Here is a 16,004-nt window from a genome sequence, read left to right as displayed (position 1 = left end):
AGCTTAACGCCATCGTTATTTTCTGCGGCTCAGGGCTGGAGGGGCTCTGTTGGCTTCAGAGGTTGGGACTGCCCCTCACCCTAGCTCTCCCCGCGTGGGCAGGGAAATCGCAAGTGCAGGATTATTGAAAAGTAGAGCCGCGGTTCCTCCTTCTCCCCTTGGGGAGAAGGTGCCCGAAGGGCGGATGAGGGGGACGTGCGGCAAAGTAAGGCCTCACGTAAAACAATAGTATTTTGCTCGGGGCGACACCCCCTCATCCGGCCCTTTGGGCCACCCTCTCCCCGCCGGGGAGAAGGAGTAACCCTCGCGGCAAACCGGCTATCATTCGATTCTTCAATAATCTCGCATATGCGATTCCCCCACATGCGGGGAGAGGGGCAAATAGATGCGGCATCGTCGGCCCAACCTGACCAGCGCCAAATCCTAGATCACTTGAAGCCGGCAACACCATGCGGGATGTACGGCGATTCCAGCGCCTCGATTTCCTCCGGCGTCAATTTCACCGACAACGAGGCGACGGCGTCGGCAATGTGGCTTGGCTTGGAGGCGCCGATGATGGGTGCGGTGATGGCGCTCTTCTGTAGGAGCCAAGCGGTGGCGACCTGGGCGCGGGCGATGCCGCGGGCCTTGGCGATGGTGCCGACGGCCTCGACAACCCTGCGGTCGGCGTCGACTGCTTGGGTGTAAAGCGTCTTGCCGAATTCGTCGCTTTGCGTGCGGGCCGTCGTCTCGTCCCAGTCGCGGGTAAGGCGGCCGCGGGCAAGCGGGCTCCAGGGAATGACGGCGATCTTCTGATCTTCGCAGAAGGGCAGCATTTCACGCTCTTCCTCGCGATAGAGCAGGTTCAGGTGGTTCTGCATGCTGACGAATTCGGTCCAGCCGTTGAGGCGCGAGGTGTAGATCGCCTTGGCGAATTGCCAGGAATACATCGAGGAGGCGCCGATATAGCGGGCCTTGCCGGCCTTGACGACGTCATGCAGGGCTTCCAGCGTTTCCTCGATCGGTGTCGTATAGTCCCAGCGATGGATCTGGTAGAGATCGACATAGTCGGTGCCGAGGCGGCGCAGGCTGTTGTCGATCTCATCGAAAATCGCCTTGCGCGACAGGCCGGCGCCGTTCGGACCGGGGCGCATGCGGTTGAAAACCTTCGTTGCCAGAACGATATCGTCGCGGCGGGCGAAATCCTTGATGGCGCGGCCGACGATCTCTTCCGACGAGCCGTTGGAATAGGTGTTTGCCGTATCGAGGAAATTGATGCCGGCCTCGATCGCCTGCTTGAGCAGCGGTCGGCTCTCCTCTTCCTTCAGCGACCAGGCATGCGTGCCCTTGCCGGGATCGCCATAGGTCATGCAGCCAAGGCAGATGCGGGACACTTCAAGACCGGTTTTGCCAAGCTTCACGTATTCCATCGATAGTCTCCATCCTGTTTAGGGTCTTACACGGAAACGCTCCGCCGCCGGACTGGAGGCAGAGTGGATGCGTTATTGCAGGCAGACTAGCGGAGCGCCGCTCCGCCGATTAGCGCAATAATTCGCAATAGGCTTTGAAGCGCGGCTAAACAACGACGGCGATTTCCGCGGAGACCGAGGCGACAATTGCAATTGTTTCCTTGAATCGCGGGAGCGACAGGTGTTAGCTGCGCCGCAGCATTTTTCCTGGATTCTGATATGAAACTGCCGCCGCGCAATAGCTATGAGGCCCTTTATCGCGATTTTCACTGGGACATTCCGGCGAAATTCAATATCGGGCGCGCGGTTTGCGACGACTGGGCCGAGCGGGAGCCGGACCGGGTCTGCCTGGAGGATTTCAGTCCGGACGGCAGCCATCTCGCGATGACCTATGGCGAGTTGCGGGACCGTTCCGCCGCATTTGCCAATGCGTTGACGACGCTCGGCGTGCGACCAGGCGATCGGGTGGCGCTGCTTCTGCCGCAGAGTTTCGAAACCGTCATCGCGCATGTCGCCATCTACAAGATGGGAGCGATTGCCCTGCCGCTGGCGCTGCTTTTCGGTGCCGAGGCGTTGGAATACCGGCTGGCGATTTCGGGGACGTCGGCGATCGTTACCAATCAGTTCGGCCTGTCGCGGCTGCGGCCGATCCGCGATCGCTTGCCGGACCTGGCGCATGTGATCAGCATCGATGGCGCCGGAGAGGGGATCGCCGGTTTTGCCGAACTCGTCGCGGCTCATCCGCCGCTTTTCGAAACGGCCGATACCGGGCCGGACGATCCGGCGCTGATGATCTTTACTTCAGGGACCACCGGGCCGCCGAAGGGGGCGTTGCATGGGCATCGCGTCTTGCCCGGGCATATTCCCGGCATGCAATTCGCCCATGAGGGTTTTCCGCAGGCGGGGGACAAGCTCTGGACGCCGTCGGATTGGGCCTGGGCGGGCGGGCTGCTGAACGCGCTGCTGCCGAGTCTGATGCTCGGTGTGCCTGTCGTCTCTTCGCCGGCGCAGAAATTCGATGCGCATATGGCCTTTCGCATCATGGCCGAAATGGGCGTGCGTAATGCCTTCATTCCGCCGACCGCCTTGCGGCTGCTGAAGTCGGTCAGCAATCCCCGGGCGCTTTACGATCTCAAACTGCGCACCGTCGGCTCGGCCGGCGAAGCGCTCGGGCGCGAGACCTATGAATGGGCGCGTTCCGCCCTTGGGGTCACCGTTAACGAGTTTTTCGGCCAGACCGAGTGTAATTTCGTTCTCTCCTCCAGCGCCGCCTTCGGCGTCAGCCGTGGCGGGTCGACCGGCAAGCCGGTGCCCGGTCATCGCGTCGCGATCGTCGATGCGGATGGCAGACAGATGCCGGTCGGCGAAAGCGGGCAGATCGCCATCCAACGGCCCGATCCGGTGATGTTCCTCGGCTATTGGCGGGACGAGAAGGCGACGGAGGCGAAATTCGCCGGCGACTGGCTGTTGACCGGCGATGTCGGCCGGCAGGATGCGGATGGCTATATTTCCTTTATCGGCCGCGACGACGATGTCATCACCTCATCGGGCTATCGCATCGGTCCCAGCGAGATCGAAGACTGTCTCGGCGGTCATCCAGCCGTGCAACTGGCCGCCGCCGTCGGCAAGCCGGATGCGGTGCGCACGGAGATCGTCAAGGCCTATGTGGTTCTCGCGCCCGGCTTCGAGCCAAGCGAGGCGCTGGCCGCAGAAATCCGCGACTGGGTGAAAACGCGGCTCTCCATGCATGAATATCCGCGCGAGATCGAGTTTGTTGACGCCCTGCCGTTGACGACATCGGGCAAAGTCATACGCCGCCTGCTGCGTGACCGCGCCGTGGCCGAGGCTCTGGAATCAAACCGGATGTCTAGCGCTTCGTAAGCGACAGTATCTTCTCGCGCAGCAGCTTCGCCATGTTGCGGGTGCTGCGGTACATATGCAGTTGCGTTGCCACCTGCCGCACGTCGCGGTCACCGTTCTGTGTCAGGCCGATGATCAGCGTGCCCATGTCTTCGCGCTCCTGCCAGAAGCGGCTCATGATCGGATGATCCGGCACGGCGCAGGAGTCGGAACGGACGATATTGGCGTCGTCGAGATGCCACTCGGTCAGCTCGCCCATCAGCAGCTTGCCCGGCGAATAGCGGGCGTAATCCTCGTTATAGGCTGTCTTCCAGGTGTAGGCTTCGCCGCCCATCATCAGCACGATCATCGAGGCGATGGCCTTGCCGTTGAGGTCGATGGTGTGAATGCGCACGGCATCGACGGCGGCAAGGTTGGAAACGGCCTCGCGGGCGAAGGCCGCATGATGGCGGTCGGTGACCAAGGCGCTGCGCTTTTTGCCCTTCCAGCCGCTCGCCTCCAGCGCCATGAATTCCTCCATGCGCAGGTGAATGTCGCGGGCCTGGCGGGCGACGCTATAAACCACCTCGCCATGATTTTCCAAAAGACGCCATTGGCGGCGCATTTCGCGCAGATGCGCGTTCGAAATCGTTCGCTTGAGATAGGCGAGCGCGTCCTCGCTGCTGTCGAGCATCGGCCGCTGATAGGGATTGGCGACGGTGAGGGGCAGGTTGCGGCCGATGGCGACCGCCTTTGCCATCTGCGCGAAACGGCCGTTCAATCGGATATCCGGCAGCACCAGCGTGGTCGGCAGGTGCAGTTCGCGCCGGGTCAGCGCCTCGAAGAGATTGTCGAGCGTCTCGCCGGCCTCTTCGGCATCCACCAGCGGCGTGCCGAGCGGACCGAAGGAATTCGACCAGACGCGGATAATCGAAGGACCGATCGCAAAACCCGGCTTGTCGACGGTAAACGGCATCAGGAGGCGCATGCGGCTGCGGGCGCCGTTGTCGTCGCGCATCAAGGCAAGGCGAATCTGCCGATCCTCCAGGCGCGGCATGGCAGGCGCCAGGAAGCGACCGGAGAAGAAGACATTCGGCTCCATGGCGCGATTGGAAAGGAAATCCAGTTCGTCCTGCAGCTCATAGCCGAGCTTGCCGGGATAGAGGCAGACTTCGCGGCCTGTCCGGCCGACTTCGACGCGCGCCTCGGCCTTCGGCGGTTCGAAATGCAGCGCTGCGAGCGTGTGCGTCAGGGCATTCACTTGGCTGTCGGTGCTTTCGGTAAAAGGAGGGCGCGCCATGGTCAGAGTGCCCCTTTCGTTGCCGACATCGCTGGCCGGCGGATGAGGGCGAAGAGCACGATGCCGAACGCACGGCGCACGGCGATATGTAGCAGCACGGCCTCGATCGTCATGGCGCTGGCCGCAGCAATGGCCGCGCCCTCGATGCCGAAATGCGGAATGAGAGCGACGTTGAGGCCGATATTGGCGATCAGCGCCGCAGCGTAGAGATAGACGCAGAGCATTTGCCGATCCGCCATCAGCAGCAGGACCTCGGCCGGCCCCACCAGCGCCTTGGCAAGAACGCCAGCAAGCAGAATGGCGATGACCACCTGGCCTTCGGTAAAGGCAGCGCCGAACAGCGAGAGCAGAAATTGCCCGGCCGCGAATACGGCAAGACCGACGGCAAGGGCCGGGAAGAAGGTCCAGCGCGCGGCTTCCGTCGCGAAGGCTGCCAGTTTTTCCCAGTCGTTCTCGGCGATGATGGCGGCAAAGCGCGGGCCGATGGCTGCCTTGACGGCGAAATAGATGAAATGCACCAGCGCCATGATCTTGGCAGCGGCGAAATAGACGGCGACTTCAGCGGGGTCGAGAAAGATGCCGACAACGACGACATCGGAATTGGTCAGGAGATAACCGACGCCCTCGACCAGAAAAACTGGGAAAGCGACGGCAAACCAGGCATTGAACTCGATCGTTTTCGGGCCGTTTGGATAGTGGCGGCGCAGGCGGAGGGTGACGGCGCAATATTGGCAGCACACGGTGACGAAAGCGGCGGCAAGGGCAGCCGCCATCGCCGTCACCGCACTATGGGCCGCGCCGGAAAGGATGGCGGCCAGCATGAACAGCAGGATCAGCGTCGGGCGGATAAGGAAAGTCGGGCTCAGCGCCATGACCGGCCAGTGATTGGCGCGCGCCGTCCCGTCCAGTACGTCGCCGAGCGCGATCATCGGTACGGCAATCAGGCCGAGAAAGATCGGCATGACGTAATAGTTTTCGATCATGCCGCTGAACGCGTAGAGCGCCGCCATGCCGATCAGCGCCAGTCCGCCGGCAACCGCCAGGACGAAGCGGCGCGCCGTAGCGGTCACCCCGCGAATGGCATCGTGATCGCCGCTCGCATCATATTGCGGCAGGAAACGGATGATGGCGGTCGGGAAGCCGAGGCAGGCCAGATTGCCGAACAGGATCATCAGCACCCAGACGAAGACGAAGACGCCATATTCGAAACGGCCCATCATCCGGGCGAGAACGATCTGAGAGACGAAAGCCAGGGCAGCGCCGGCAATACGGATGGCGAAGGCGACCAGCGCCATGCGCTGCGAGATGGCCTTTTCGTCATTGCCGGTGAAGAGAGGCGCGAGTTTGCGCAGATATGGCGACAGCACAGTCCGCAGCCCGGACGGCAGCATTTTCTCTGCTGTTTGAAAGACCGCCATGTCGATACGCAATACTTAAAACATGATCTAACCTAACGACAGTCTTCGCAGAGGGGGGTTAAGAATCGGTTCCTCGAACGGCGAAAAGCGTGTGAAGACGGGGTGGGCGCATCAATAAAAATGCCGCCCGAAGGCGGCATTTATGGATTGATAGGAAAGCTGCGAAGCCGTAAACGGCCTCATTGCTCCTAAACGCGCTGGCATTGCTTGCCTTAGCTGGCCGTGTGGAGGGTAATCCAGCAACCGGCCATTCGATGGCGTCATCGCGTCTTATCCGATACGAGCTGGCCGCCCTTGGCCCAGTGTTCGCGAGCAATCTCGCTGATCAGCACGTCGACGCTATCGGGCGGGCATGCAAGCGTCTCAGCGGTAACCTGAGTGACCTTGCGGACGAAATCACGCTTTTGCTCGAGTGTTCGGCCTGGATGCATTTCGAGGTGAATTGTTGGCATTGGAAGCTCCTGTTTGGCTTGCCTTCTCGGCTTGAGACGGCTGAGGCAAAGGAACTATGGCCGCTAGCTTCTCTGGAATAAACGTGCTCTATGTTCATTCATTTAGAACCTATAGGTTTATAATATGGACAAGTTATCCGCTATGGCCATGTTCGTGCGGGTGGTTGAACAGGGCAGCTTCAGTGCAGCCGCCGACGCTGCCGGAGTGTCACCGACCATGGCGGGCAAGCAAGTGCGGGCAATAGAGGCGCGCCTCGGAGCTCGCCTGCTGCACCGGACCACCCGGCGTCAGCAGCTAACGGAAATCGGCCGCCTCTATTACGAGCGCTGCAAGCAGGTCTTAGCCGACGTGCAACTGGCCGAGGCGAGTGCAAGCGAGTTGCAGGCTGAGCCTCGCGGCCTCCTGCGAATCGTCTCTCCCGTCACGTTCGGAAGTCATCGCCTGATGCCGGCACTTTCTGATTATCTTGCCATCTATCCTGCCGTGAGTGTGGACGTCATGCTGAACAACGGGCTGCCGGATCTGTCACGGGAAGGGTGTGAACTGGCAATTCGGATCGGCGAGGTCGCCGAGCTCGATCTGGTGGCGCGCCCTCTGCAGCCGTATCGAAGAATAATGGCCGCGTCCGCCGCCTATCTGGAGCGACGAGGTACGCCGGTGCACCCAAAGGATTTGTCCGATCATGATTGCCTTGGCCTCTCCTACTGGCGCCACCGGGACCAGTGGCGCTTGTTCGGCCCGGATGGGGAATGGCGGTCCGATGTGAGCGGGCGATTGTCTGCCGATAATGGTGACGCATTGCGCGTCGCAGCCTTGAATGGGGCGGGCATCGTGCTTCAGCCGGAAGTGATGCTTGCCGACGATCTCGCCAGAGGTCGACTTATCCAGGTTCTGCCCGAATGGACGCCTGTCGCCTCGCCGATGTACTTGCTGTATGCATCGGACCGTCGGCCTACCGCGAAGCTGCGCAGCGTGATTGATTTCTTGCTGAAACGTTTTGGCGCGCCTGCCGAATAGCTGCCCGTCATATATGCTCCAGCAAAATCGCACAAAAAATGCCGCCCGAAGGCGGCATTTTGATCATGTGGGGAAAGGCGAGATCTCAAACGACTTCGCTGCTTTCGAACGCCCCATGGCAATGCTTGTATTTCTTGCCGGAACCGCAGGGGCAGGTTTCGTTGCGGCCGACGCGGCCCCAGGTTGCCGGATTCTGCGGATCGCGGTTTTCCGGGGCAACGACGTTTTCGTTGACAAGGCTGAGCGGCGCAAATTCGTCTTCACCGGTCGTGGCATCGATATGGCGCGCCTGCATCGGCAGCGTCTGCGGCTCGGCCGGCTGCTGCACCAGTTCGACGCGCGACAACTGCGCGGTCACAGCCTGGCGCAGGTTGTTCAGAAGCGACTGGAAGAGTTCGAAGGCCTCTGCCTTGTATTCCTGCAGCGGATCGCGCTGGGCATAACCGCGGAAGCCGATGACCGAACGCAGATGGTCGAGGTTGACGATGTGCTCGCGCCAGAGATTGTCCAGCGTCTGCAGCACGATGGAGCGTTCGACATAGGTCATGATTTCGGGGCCGAAGCGCTCGGCCTTTTCCGTGGCGGCCTTGTCTGCGGCTTCCGTCAGGCGGGTGCGGATATCGTCTTCGGCGATACCCTCTTCCTTGACCCAGTCATGCACCGGCAGGTCCATGTCGAAGAAGTTGGCGACGGCGGTCTTGAGACCATCGGCATCCCACTGCTCGGCATAGGCGCGCTCGGGAATGTACTTGGAAACCAGATCTTCGATGACCTCGTGGCGCATGTCGCCGACGGTTTCGGAAAGATCGGTTGCGTCCATCAGCTCGACGCGCTGCTCGAAGATGACCTTGCGCTGATCGTTCAGCACGTCGTCATACTTCAGAACGTTCTTGCGGATGTCGAAGTTGCGGGCCTCGACCTTCTTCTGGGCGCGTTCCAGCGCCTTGTTGATCCAGGGATGGACGATGGCTTCGCCTTCCTTGAGGCCCAGCTTCTGCAGCATGCCGTCCATGCGGTCGGAGCCGAAGATGCGCATCAGGTCGTCCTGGAGCGACAGGTAGAATTTCGAGCGGCCGGGGTCGCCCTGACGGCCGGAACGGCCGCGCAACTGATTGTCGATACGACGGCTTTCATGGCGCTCGGTGGCGATGACGTAGAGACCGCCGGCGGTGAGCGCCTGCTGCTTCAGTTCCTTGATCTCTTCGGCGATTTTGGCGATCGCCGCGTCGCGCTCGGCACCGGGCTCCATCTCGTCCAGATCGCGTTCAACGCGCATTTCGAGGTTGCCGCCGAGCTGGATGTCGGTACCGCGGCCTGCCATGTTGGTGGCGATCGTGACCGCGCCGGGAACGCCGGCCTGCGCGACGATATAGGCTTCCTGCTCGTGGTAGCGGGCGTTCAGAACCTGGAAGTTGCTGAAGCCCTGCTTGCGCATGCGGTCGGCAAGAAGTTCGGACTTTTCGATCGAGGTGGTGCCGACGAGCACCGGTTGGCCGCGCTTGTGGGCGTCCAGAATCTCGGTGATGATCGCGTTATACTTCTCGTCATGCGTACGGTAGACTTCGTCGTCCTCGTCAATACGCTGGATCGGCAGGTTGGTCGGCACTTCGACCACGTCGAGGCCGTAGATGTTGCCGAATTCTTCCGCTTCCGTAGATGCCGTGCCGGTCATGCCGGCGAGCTTGTCGTACATGCGGAAGTAATTCTGGAAGGTGATCTGCGCCAGCGTCTGGTTTTCCGGCTGGATCTGCACCCGTTCCTTGGCTTCCAGCGCCTGGTGCTGGCCGTCCGAATAGCGGCGGCCCGGCATCATGCGGCCGGTGAATTCGTCGATGATGACGACTTCACCGTTGCGGACGATATAGTCCTTGTCGCGCTGGAAGAGCTTGTGGGCCTTCAGGGCGTTGTTGACGTGGTGAACGATCGCGACGTTTTCGACGTCGTAGAGCGATTCAGCCTTCAGCAAGCCGGCGTCACGCAGCATGTTTTCCAGCTTTTCGGTGCCGTCTTCGGAGAAGTTGGCCGAGCGCTGCTTCTCGTCGATCTCGTAATCGTCCTTCGACAGGCGCGGAATGAAGGCGTCGATCGTGGTATAGAGATCGGAGCGGTCGTCGAGCGGGCCGGAAATGATGAGTGGCGTGCGCGCTTCGTCAACGAGGATCGAGTCCACTTCGTCGACGATCGCAAAATTGTGACCGCGCTGCACCATCTGGCCGCGGTCGTATTTCATATTGTCGCGCAGATAGTCGAAGCCGAGTTCGTTGTTGGTGGCGTAAGTGATGTCGCAGGCATAGGCGTCGCGGCGTTCTTCGTCCGACAGGCCGTGAATGATCACGCCGGTGGTCAGGCCGAGAAAGCCGTAAATGCGGCCCATGTGGCCGCTGTCGCGCTGCGCCAGGTAGTCGTTGACGGTAACGACATGCACGCCCTTGCCGGCAAGCGCGTTGAGATAGACAGGCAGGGTCGCGACCAGCGTCTTGCCTTCGCCCGTCTTCATCTCGGAGATCGCATTCGAATGCAGGATCATGCCGCCGATGAGCTGCACGTCAAAAGGTCGCATGCCGAGAACACGCCGCGAGGCCTCGCGCACCACGGCAAATGCCGGTACAAGAAGGTCGTCCAGCGTCTTGCCGTCGGCAAGCTGCTGGCGGAACTCGACCGTCTTGGCGGCCAAAGCTTCGTCAGACAAAGCGCGCATCTGTTCTTCGAGCGCGTTGATCGCAACGACATTCGGCTGGAATGACTTGACGCGGCGGTCGTTGGACGAGCCAAACAACTTGCGGGCAATTCCACCTAGGCTGACCATATGACTGGTCCTTTCTGAGATTTCATCCTGTCGTTTTCTGCTTCATCCGCCCCTGAAAAAATCGGGAGTATAGCACAAAACGCCCGGAAACTGTTCTGGACGCGAGGTTGCGTGACAGATAAGAGGGGGGTCGATTGATGTCAACGGGATTTGGCCGATACAGAAAGGCCACATTCTCCTGCTGAAGGCTTTTTACGCCGGATTCATTACTTCGAGCCGGTCGAGACCACCGAAAGGTTATTTTATGTTGAGCTACAACAAACTTGCTGCGGTTGCGTTCGCAACATTCGTCACCTTGCAGGCGCCGGTCTTTGCCGCTGACGCCAAAGATCCCGTTGTCGCCAAGGTCGGCGATGTCGAAATCCATCAGTCCGAGCTCGATCTGGCGATCGCCAACCTCGACCCGCAGCTTGGCCAGCTTCCCGACGACCAGAAGAAAGTCGCGGCACTTTCGGCTTCGATCGACGTCAAGCTGCTCGCCAAGGACGCGGCTGCCGAAAAGCTCGACCAGACGCCGGACTTCCAGTCGCACATGGCTTACCTGCGCGACCGCGAGCTGCACAACGCCTATTTCAAGGCGCATGTCGCGGATGCCATCAAGGACGATGAGGTCAAGGCCCGCTATGACAAGGAAGTAGCCGCCCTGCCGAAGCAGGAAGAAGTCCATGCACGCCACATCCTGGTGAAGACCGAGGATGAAGCCAAGGCAATCATCAAGGAACTCGACGCCGGCAAGGATTTTGCCGAACTCGCCAAGGAAAAGTCGACCGACCCGAACAAGGGCGACGGCGGTGACCTCGGCTATTTCGCTCGCGGCCGCATGGTCAAGGAATTCGAAGACGCAGCCTTCGCGCTGCCGGTCGGCACCTACACCAAGACCCCGGTGAAGTCCGACTTCGGCTGGCACGTCATCAAGGTCGAAGACAAGCGCGTCGCTCCGCCGCCGCCGTTCGACCAGGTCAAGGACCAGGTTCGTCAGCTCGTCATGCGCGACAAGTATCTTGAACTCCTGAACAAGGCCAAGCAGGAATCGAAGGTCGTCATCAATGACCCGGCACTGAGCAAGGCCTATGATGATGCGCAGAAGCAGCAGGACCAGGCGCCGGCAGACGACGCGGTCGCCCCTGACGCTCAGCCGCAGCAGTAAGTCGCAGCAGTCAAACCATCAGGGCCCGGTTTTCCGGGCCTTTCACTGGAGCCGGATGATTTTAGGTCGCATCGACCTAAAATCTGAATCCGCTCCAGAATCAAAGAAGCAGAGGATGATGTCATCCGAAAAGCGCCTACACTTTTCGCATCATGCTCGTTCAGGTGGCCTCATGTCCGGTTGCGTCTCTCCGCTTGCTCCCAAATCCTTCGTTTCCATGCCGGCCCTGCGCGGCGTGCGCATGACCACGGCATCCGCCGGTATCAAATACAAGAACCGGACCGACGTCCTGCTCATGGTCTTCGACAAGCCGGCCGCCGTTGCGGGCGTCTTCACCCGCTCTAAGTGCCCGTCTGCTCCCGTCGATTTTTGCCGTAAGAACCTCGCGCACGGCAGCGCCCGCGCGGTCGTCGTCAATTCCGGCAATGCCAACGCCTTCACCGGCCTCAAGGGTCGTCAGGCGACCGAACTCACCGCCGAGTCGGCGGCCGCTGCCGTCGGCTGCGCCGAAAACGAAGTCTATCTCGCCTCGACGGGCGTGATCGGCGAGCCGCTGGATGCCACCAAGTTCGCCGGCGTGCTCGACACCATGGCGAAGGACGCGACCAGCGATTTCTGGTTCGAGGCCGCCAAGGCGATCATGACGACGGATACCTATCCGAAGGTTGCCACCCGCAGCGCCGAGATCGGCGGCGTCAAGGTCACCATCAACGGCATCGCCAAGGGTGCCGGCATGATCGCGCCGGACATGGCGACCATGCTGTCCTTCGTCGTCACCGACGCCGACATCTCTTCCGCTGCCTTGCAGACCCTTCTGTCGGAAGGCGTCGACCCGAGCTTCAATTCGATGACGGTCGACAGCGACACGTCGACCTCGGATACGTTGATGTTGTTCGCCACCGGTGCGGCTGCCGCTGACGGCCAGGCTCGCATCGAGCGCGCCGACGATCCGAAGCTTGCCGCTTTCCGCACGGCACTGAACGAACTCTTGAAGGATCTCGCCATTCAGGTGGTTCGCGACGGCGAAGGCGCCACCAAGATGCTCGAGATCACCGTGACCGGCGCCGAGAACGACGCTGCCGCCAAGCGCATTGCGCTCTCGATCGCAAATTCGCCGCTGGTCAAGACCGCTGCCGCCGGCGAGGACGCCAATTGGGGCCGCGTCGTCATGGCCGTCGGCAAGGCCGGCGAAATGGCTGACCGCGACAGGCTCGCCATCTGGTTCGGCGATGTCCGTGTCGCCGTCAATGGCGAACGCGACGCCTCCTATTCCGAGGAAGCGGCCTCCAATGTGATGAAGCAGCAGGATATTCCTGTGAAAGTCGACCTCGGGCTCGGCAATGGCCAGGCAACGGTCTGGACCTGCGACCTCACCAAGGAATATGTTGCCATCAATGGCGACTACCGGAGCTGATATTCTTCCAATGCATGCGCAGTCCACGATGAACAAGCTGCCTTTGGTGCGCAGGCTCGAAGCCGTTGGCTTTCGGGCATGGCCTGCCTCGTCCGTGCAGTATGACGGCAGTTGGCAGGTCCGGTTGACGGCGGGCCATCCGTCGAAGCGGCTGAACTGCGTCGTGCCGCTCGATCCCTCCGACCGTCGCGATCTGGAGATCCGGCTGGCGAAGGCGCAGCGCAAGTTCGAGGCTTATGGCCGGCCGATGGTGGTGCGCGAGACGCCGCTGGCCTCGCCGATGCTGATCGAGCTGTTGCAGCGCCAGGGCTGGACGCGGTTCGAAGAGACCATCGTCATGACCGCCGATCTCATCGATCTCGAACTCCCTGATACGCTGGATCATCTGCCGAGCCACGATGTCGGCCGCTATGTCGACGCGAGCCTTTTGGTGGACGGGGCCGACCCGATCCTGAAGCCCGCGCTTGCGGAAGTGGTGAGCGGGATCAAGCCGCCATCGGGTCTTTTCGTCATCGAGAATGACGAAGCCGGACCGGTGGCGACGACGCTTTGTGTCCAGGATAACGACCTTGCCGGCATCATGTCGGTATCGGTGGCGGCCGAGCACCGGCGTAAGGGATTGGCGATCGAGATTCTGACATCAGCACTGCGGTGGGCGCGCATGCGCAGCGCCCGGACCGCCTGGCTTCAGGTCGGTGCGTTCAACGAACCGGCGCTGGCGCTCTATGCTCGGTTCGGTTTCCGCGAGGCCTATCGTTATTGCTACTGGCGCTCGCCGGGGGAAGTATGAGCGAGACCGGCCGCAAGATCATTCTCGTCGCTGCCTGCGCGCTGATCGACACCGATGGCCGCATTCTTCTGGCGCAGCGGCCGGAAGGCAAATCGCTTGCCGGCCTCTGGGAATTTCCCGGCGGCAAGGTCGAGGCGGGCGAGACGCCGGAAGAGACTTTGGTGCGAGAGCTTCAGGAAGAGCTTGGAATCCAGACGAAGATCGCATGCTTGGCGCCGCTGACATTCGCCAGCCATACCTACGAAACCTTCCACCTGCTGATGCCGCTTTATATCTGCCGTCGCTATGAAGGCATTCCGCATGGCCGTGAGGGCCAAGCAATCAAATGGGTGCGGCCGCAGGCGCTGCGCGACTATCCAATGCCGCCGGCGGATGAGCCGCTGATCCCTTTCTTGCAGGATCTGCTCTGAGGTATCCTTGAGCGATGGCGCGGCTACGGCCTTTGCCTATAAACATGCCTTTGAAGCTGGCCGGTGGCGACTTCAGCTTTCTTCGATCAGCGCGTCGGTTGCGGATGTCTCCGAGCATTTCGGCAATGGCAAACCGCATATGAAGAGCTGTGTGAGCTGAGGTAGCGAAAGCCCTCGCATGGCACTTGCAAAGCGAGTGCTGGGTGGGCCGTGCAGTATCTCATCCCATAACGGGATCGTTACTACAGTTGTTGTTTGCGAAATCACAACCAGCTAAATGTAGTTAATTCCAATTAATATAATTATATCAATAGCTTATCTTCCGTAAAGCCCTGTCCCGCGACTCAACGCATATCTAATTTACATGTGGATATTAAGGGATCGTTTATGACCTTCTGGCATTGAATGATCTCAATCAAGCGGTTGGGTGTGCGTTAGAGAAGGCTTGACATTATGGACGACGATTTCTGGAAAGCTGTTCAGGAAAAAGAACAGTCATATTCCTCGTCGCGCAAGACGGGCGCGTTGAATATCGCCTTGCTGTTTGGAACGGCGGCGGTGGCGCTTTCGCTTATCCTGACGCCGATGCTTTCCGACAAATCCAAGTCCAGTGTGCTCGCCAGCGCGCCCGATTTCGACAATATTACTACTGGCTCCATTCCGCAGACGGAAAACGGCAAGCGTTACACGATCCGCCGTAGCGTGCTGCAGCAGGAGCCAGGTTCGGTCTGCATCGTCCAAGGCTATGGCGCCGACAGCGGCTGCTGATCATTTATATTGGTAAAGCCTATCGGGTGCATGAAGGCGCCGGATACGCTCGTTTTCAGATGTTGGGAGTTTGAAGCGTATGCGTTCCGTACGGCGTTTTTTTCGTGACAAGACCGGTGCCACGGTCATCGAATATGGCCTGATCGCAGCGCTGATGTCGGTGGCGATCATCAGCGGCGTCGGCGCTTTCGGCGGCAGCCTGTCGGCGATGTTCAATTACATCTCCAACACGGTCACCAACTCGCCTGCCAATTGACGCGGCTCGCCCAGGCGAGTGAGCCGGGTTCGATCCGTTCACTGTTTCAGCTTGTGCTCTTCGACCCTCAGCGCATCGGCTAGCCGCGCCTTGGCCGAGCCGGGCCGCAGCGGTTTCTGCTGGCTTTCATGCGGCGTCCAGCCGGACGCGTAGATGATCGAGAAGGTCGCCCTTATTCTGCCGTCGGGATCGGAATAGCGCTCTGCATAAAGCTCGGCAGCGCGCAGAAAGAAGGCGCGCGTCAGCGGTTTGCGGCTGCGATCGGCCAGCGGATTGGTCATGCCCATGGCCCGCAGGTCGCGCATGAGGGCAAAGAGATTGTCGTAGCGCACCGTGTATGTCTCGGCGTCGATCACCGGCAAAGTGAAGCCGGCGCGTTGCAGCAGCCCGCCGACATCTCGGACATCGGCAAAAGGAATGACGCGCGGGCTGGCGCCGCCGGTGAGTTCGATCTCGGTCGCAAGCAGCACGTCCCGCAGTTCCTGCAGCGTGCCGGAGCCGGGGATCGCGGCCAGAAACAGGCCATCGGCTTTCAGCGCGCGGCGGATCTGGATGAAGACGCCCGGCGTATCGTTGGTGAGATGCAGGCTGAGCGGCGACAGGACAAGGTTGACCGACTCTGCTTCGAGCGGCAGCTCTTCCAACGGGGCCTTGATCAGATCCTCACCGCTCACCGCAAAACCAGCTTCGCTTTCGATGCGCCTGATATGGCCGATCTTGCCGGTCGCGAAGGCTTCACGCGCGGCGATCCCGGTTGCACCGTGCAGCTCGACCGCCTCGTCGAAACGTCGCTCGATGACGGCAAGCCGTTCGGCGAGTTCGTGCGCGGCGATCTCCAGCAGGAAGGTCGCTTTCTGGTCTCCCTGGGCAAGCGCGCGGCGCCTGCGGGCGGCGAGCAGCGATTGGTCGAAGACGATTTCCATGGCGGTTTCCTGCGA

14 protein-coding genes are annotated in these 16,004 nt (G+C 60.8%); 8 read left to right on the top strand and 6 right to left on the bottom strand.

Annotation, left to right across the window (positions count from 1 at the left end; translation table 11 throughout):
• Positions 1–428: 428 nt before the first annotated feature.
• Positions 429–1,409: an aldo/keto reductase gene (locus tag QDY28_RS26145; RefSeq protein ID WP_331384285.1), complete on the bottom strand. Its 981-nt coding sequence runs from the start codon at positions 1,407–1,409 to the stop codon at positions 429–431.
• A gap of 258 nt (positions 1,410–1,667) precedes the next feature.
• Here QDY28_RS26145 and QDY28_RS26140 point away from each other — a divergent pair, with 258 nt between their 5' ends.
• Positions 1,668–3,329, top strand: a complete 1,662-nt coding sequence (locus QDY28_RS26140) for an AMP-binding protein (RefSeq protein WP_331384284.1) — start codon at positions 1,668–1,670, stop codon at positions 3,327–3,329.
• Here the strand turns inward: QDY28_RS26140 and QDY28_RS26135 are convergent.
• The 3 genes from QDY28_RS26135 to QDY28_RS26125 form a co-directional block, all read right to left on the bottom strand.
• The gene (locus QDY28_RS26135; protein WP_331384283.1) at positions 3,316–4,587 is read right to left on the bottom strand and encodes a GNAT family N-acetyltransferase; all 1,272 of its coding nucleotides are present in this window, start codon (positions 4,585–4,587) and stop codon (positions 3,316–3,318) included. The genes QDY28_RS26140 and QDY28_RS26135 overlap by 14 nt on opposite strands.
• A 2-nt stretch (positions 4,588–4,589) precedes the next feature.
• On the bottom strand, positions 4,590–6,005 hold the full coding sequence (locus QDY28_RS26130) for a lipopolysaccharide biosynthesis protein (RefSeq protein ID WP_331384282.1): 1,416 nt from the start codon (positions 6,003–6,005) through the stop codon (positions 4,590–4,592).
• Positions 6,006–6,265: 260 nt separating this feature from the next.
• Positions 6,266–6,457, bottom strand: coding sequence for a 4-oxalocrotonate tautomerase (locus QDY28_RS26125; RefSeq protein WP_331384281.1), 192 nt, complete (start codon positions 6,455–6,457; stop codon positions 6,266–6,268).
• A gap of 124 nt (positions 6,458–6,581) precedes the next feature.
• On the opposite strand from QDY28_RS26125, the gene QDY28_RS26120 reads away from it, so the two are divergent.
• Positions 6,582–7,475: a LysR family transcriptional regulator gene (locus tag QDY28_RS26120; RefSeq protein ID WP_331384280.1), complete on the top strand. Its 894-nt coding sequence runs from the start codon at positions 6,582–6,584 to the stop codon at positions 7,473–7,475.
• A gap of 85 nt (positions 7,476–7,560) precedes the next feature.
• Here the strand turns inward: QDY28_RS26120 and secA are convergent, their stop codons facing one another.
• Positions 7,561–10,281 carry a preprotein translocase subunit SecA gene (gene secA / locus QDY28_RS26115; protein WP_331384279.1) on the bottom strand — a complete coding sequence of 907 codons (2,721 nt, stop codon included), beginning with the start codon at positions 10,279–10,281 and terminating at the stop codon, positions 7,561–7,563.
• A 244-nt stretch (positions 10,282–10,525) separates the two neighbouring features.
• Between secA and QDY28_RS26110 the strand changes: the two genes are divergently transcribed.
• From QDY28_RS26110 to QDY28_RS26085, 6 genes are all read left to right on the top strand, one after another.
• Positions 10,526–11,428 (top strand): peptidylprolyl isomerase, encoded by a 903-nt coding sequence (locus QDY28_RS26110; RefSeq protein ID WP_331384278.1) that lies wholly within the window; start codon positions 10,526–10,528, stop codon positions 11,426–11,428.
• 172 nt (positions 11,429–11,600) lie between these two features.
• Positions 11,601–12,842, top strand: coding sequence for a bifunctional glutamate N-acetyltransferase/amino-acid acetyltransferase ArgJ (gene argJ / locus QDY28_RS26105; protein ID WP_331384277.1), 1,242 nt, complete (start codon positions 11,601–11,603; stop codon positions 12,840–12,842).
• Positions 12,823–13,632, top strand: a complete 810-nt coding sequence (locus QDY28_RS26100) for a GNAT family N-acetyltransferase (RefSeq protein WP_331384276.1) — start codon at positions 12,823–12,825, stop codon at positions 13,630–13,632. The genes argJ and QDY28_RS26100 overlap by 20 nt, the downstream gene beginning before the upstream one ends.
• Positions 13,629–14,042: an 8-oxo-dGTP diphosphatase MutT gene (gene mutT / locus QDY28_RS26095; protein WP_331384275.1), complete on the top strand. Its 414-nt coding sequence runs from the start codon at positions 13,629–13,631 to the stop codon at positions 14,040–14,042. The genes QDY28_RS26100 and mutT overlap by 4 nt, the downstream gene beginning before the upstream one ends.
• Positions 14,043–14,495: 453 nt before the next feature.
• Positions 14,496–14,810: a hypothetical protein gene (locus QDY28_RS26090; RefSeq protein WP_028754944.1), complete on the top strand. Its 315-nt coding sequence runs from the start codon at positions 14,496–14,498 to the stop codon at positions 14,808–14,810.
• Positions 14,811–14,889: 79 nt separating this feature from the next.
• Positions 14,890–15,066, top strand: coding sequence for a Flp family type IVb pilin (locus QDY28_RS26085; protein ID WP_331384274.1), 177 nt, complete (start codon positions 14,890–14,892; stop codon positions 15,064–15,066).
• 38 nt (positions 15,067–15,104) lie between these two features.
• On the opposite strand, the gene QDY28_RS26080 is transcribed toward QDY28_RS26085, so the two are convergent.
• Positions 15,105–15,989: a class I SAM-dependent methyltransferase gene (locus QDY28_RS26080; RefSeq protein WP_331384273.1), complete on the bottom strand. Its 885-nt coding sequence runs from the start codon at positions 15,987–15,989 to the stop codon at positions 15,105–15,107.
• Between the last annotated feature and the right edge of the window lie 15 nt (positions 15,990–16,004).

Source organism: Rhizobium sp. BR 362 (assembly GCF_036528765.1).
In the GTDB taxonomy this organism is placed as follows: domain Bacteria; phylum Pseudomonadota; class Alphaproteobacteria; order Rhizobiales; family Rhizobiaceae; genus Rhizobium.
Note: the sequence above shows the minus strand (reverse complement) of the source record. Positions and strands in the feature narration are given on the sequence as shown.

Excerpts from the sequence above, each read along its gene's own strand:
- QDY28_RS26145 (WP_331384285.1), bottom strand. The coding sequence starts at position 1,409 with ATGGAATACGTGAAGCTTGGCAAAACCGGTCTTGAAGTGTCCCGCATC.
- QDY28_RS26120 (WP_331384280.1), top strand. The coding sequence starts at position 6,582 with ATGGACAAGTTATCCGCTATGGCCATGTTCGTGCGGGTGGTTGAACAG.
- QDY28_RS26080 (WP_331384273.1), bottom strand. The coding sequence starts at position 15,989 with ATGGAAATCGTCTTCGACCAATCGCTGCTCGCCGCCCGCAGGCGCCGC.
- QDY28_RS26125 (WP_331384281.1), bottom strand. The coding sequence starts at position 6,457 with ATGCCAACAATTCACCTCGAAATGCATCCAGGCCGAACACTCGAGCAA.
- QDY28_RS26090 (WP_028754944.1), top strand. The coding sequence starts at position 14,496 with ATGGACGACGATTTCTGGAAAGCTGTTCAGGAAAAAGAACAGTCATAT.
- mutT (WP_331384275.1), top strand. The coding sequence starts at position 13,629 with ATGAGCGAGACCGGCCGCAAGATCATTCTCGTCGCTGCCTGCGCGCTG.
- QDY28_RS26110 (WP_331384278.1), top strand. The coding sequence starts at position 10,526 with ATGTTGAGCTACAACAAACTTGCTGCGGTTGCGTTCGCAACATTCGTC.
- QDY28_RS26100 (WP_331384276.1), top strand. The coding sequence starts at position 12,823 with ATGGCGACTACCGGAGCTGATATTCTTCCAATGCATGCGCAGTCCACG.
- QDY28_RS26085 (WP_331384274.1), top strand. The coding sequence starts at position 14,890 with ATGCGTTCCGTACGGCGTTTTTTTCGTGACAAGACCGGTGCCACGGTC.
- secA (WP_331384279.1), bottom strand. The coding sequence starts at position 10,281 with ATGGTCAGCCTAGGTGGAATTGCCCGCAAGTTGTTTGGCTCGTCCAAC.
- argJ (WP_331384277.1), top strand. The coding sequence starts at position 11,601 with ATGTCCGGTTGCGTCTCTCCGCTTGCTCCCAAATCCTTCGTTTCCATG.
- QDY28_RS26140 (WP_331384284.1), top strand. The coding sequence starts at position 1,668 with ATGAAACTGCCGCCGCGCAATAGCTATGAGGCCCTTTATCGCGATTTT.
- QDY28_RS26130 (WP_331384282.1), bottom strand. The coding sequence starts at position 6,005 with ATGGCGGTCTTTCAAACAGCAGAGAAAATGCTGCCGTCCGGGCTGCGG.
- QDY28_RS26135 (WP_331384283.1), bottom strand. The coding sequence starts at position 4,587 with ATGGCGCGCCCTCCTTTTACCGAAAGCACCGACAGCCAAGTGAATGCC.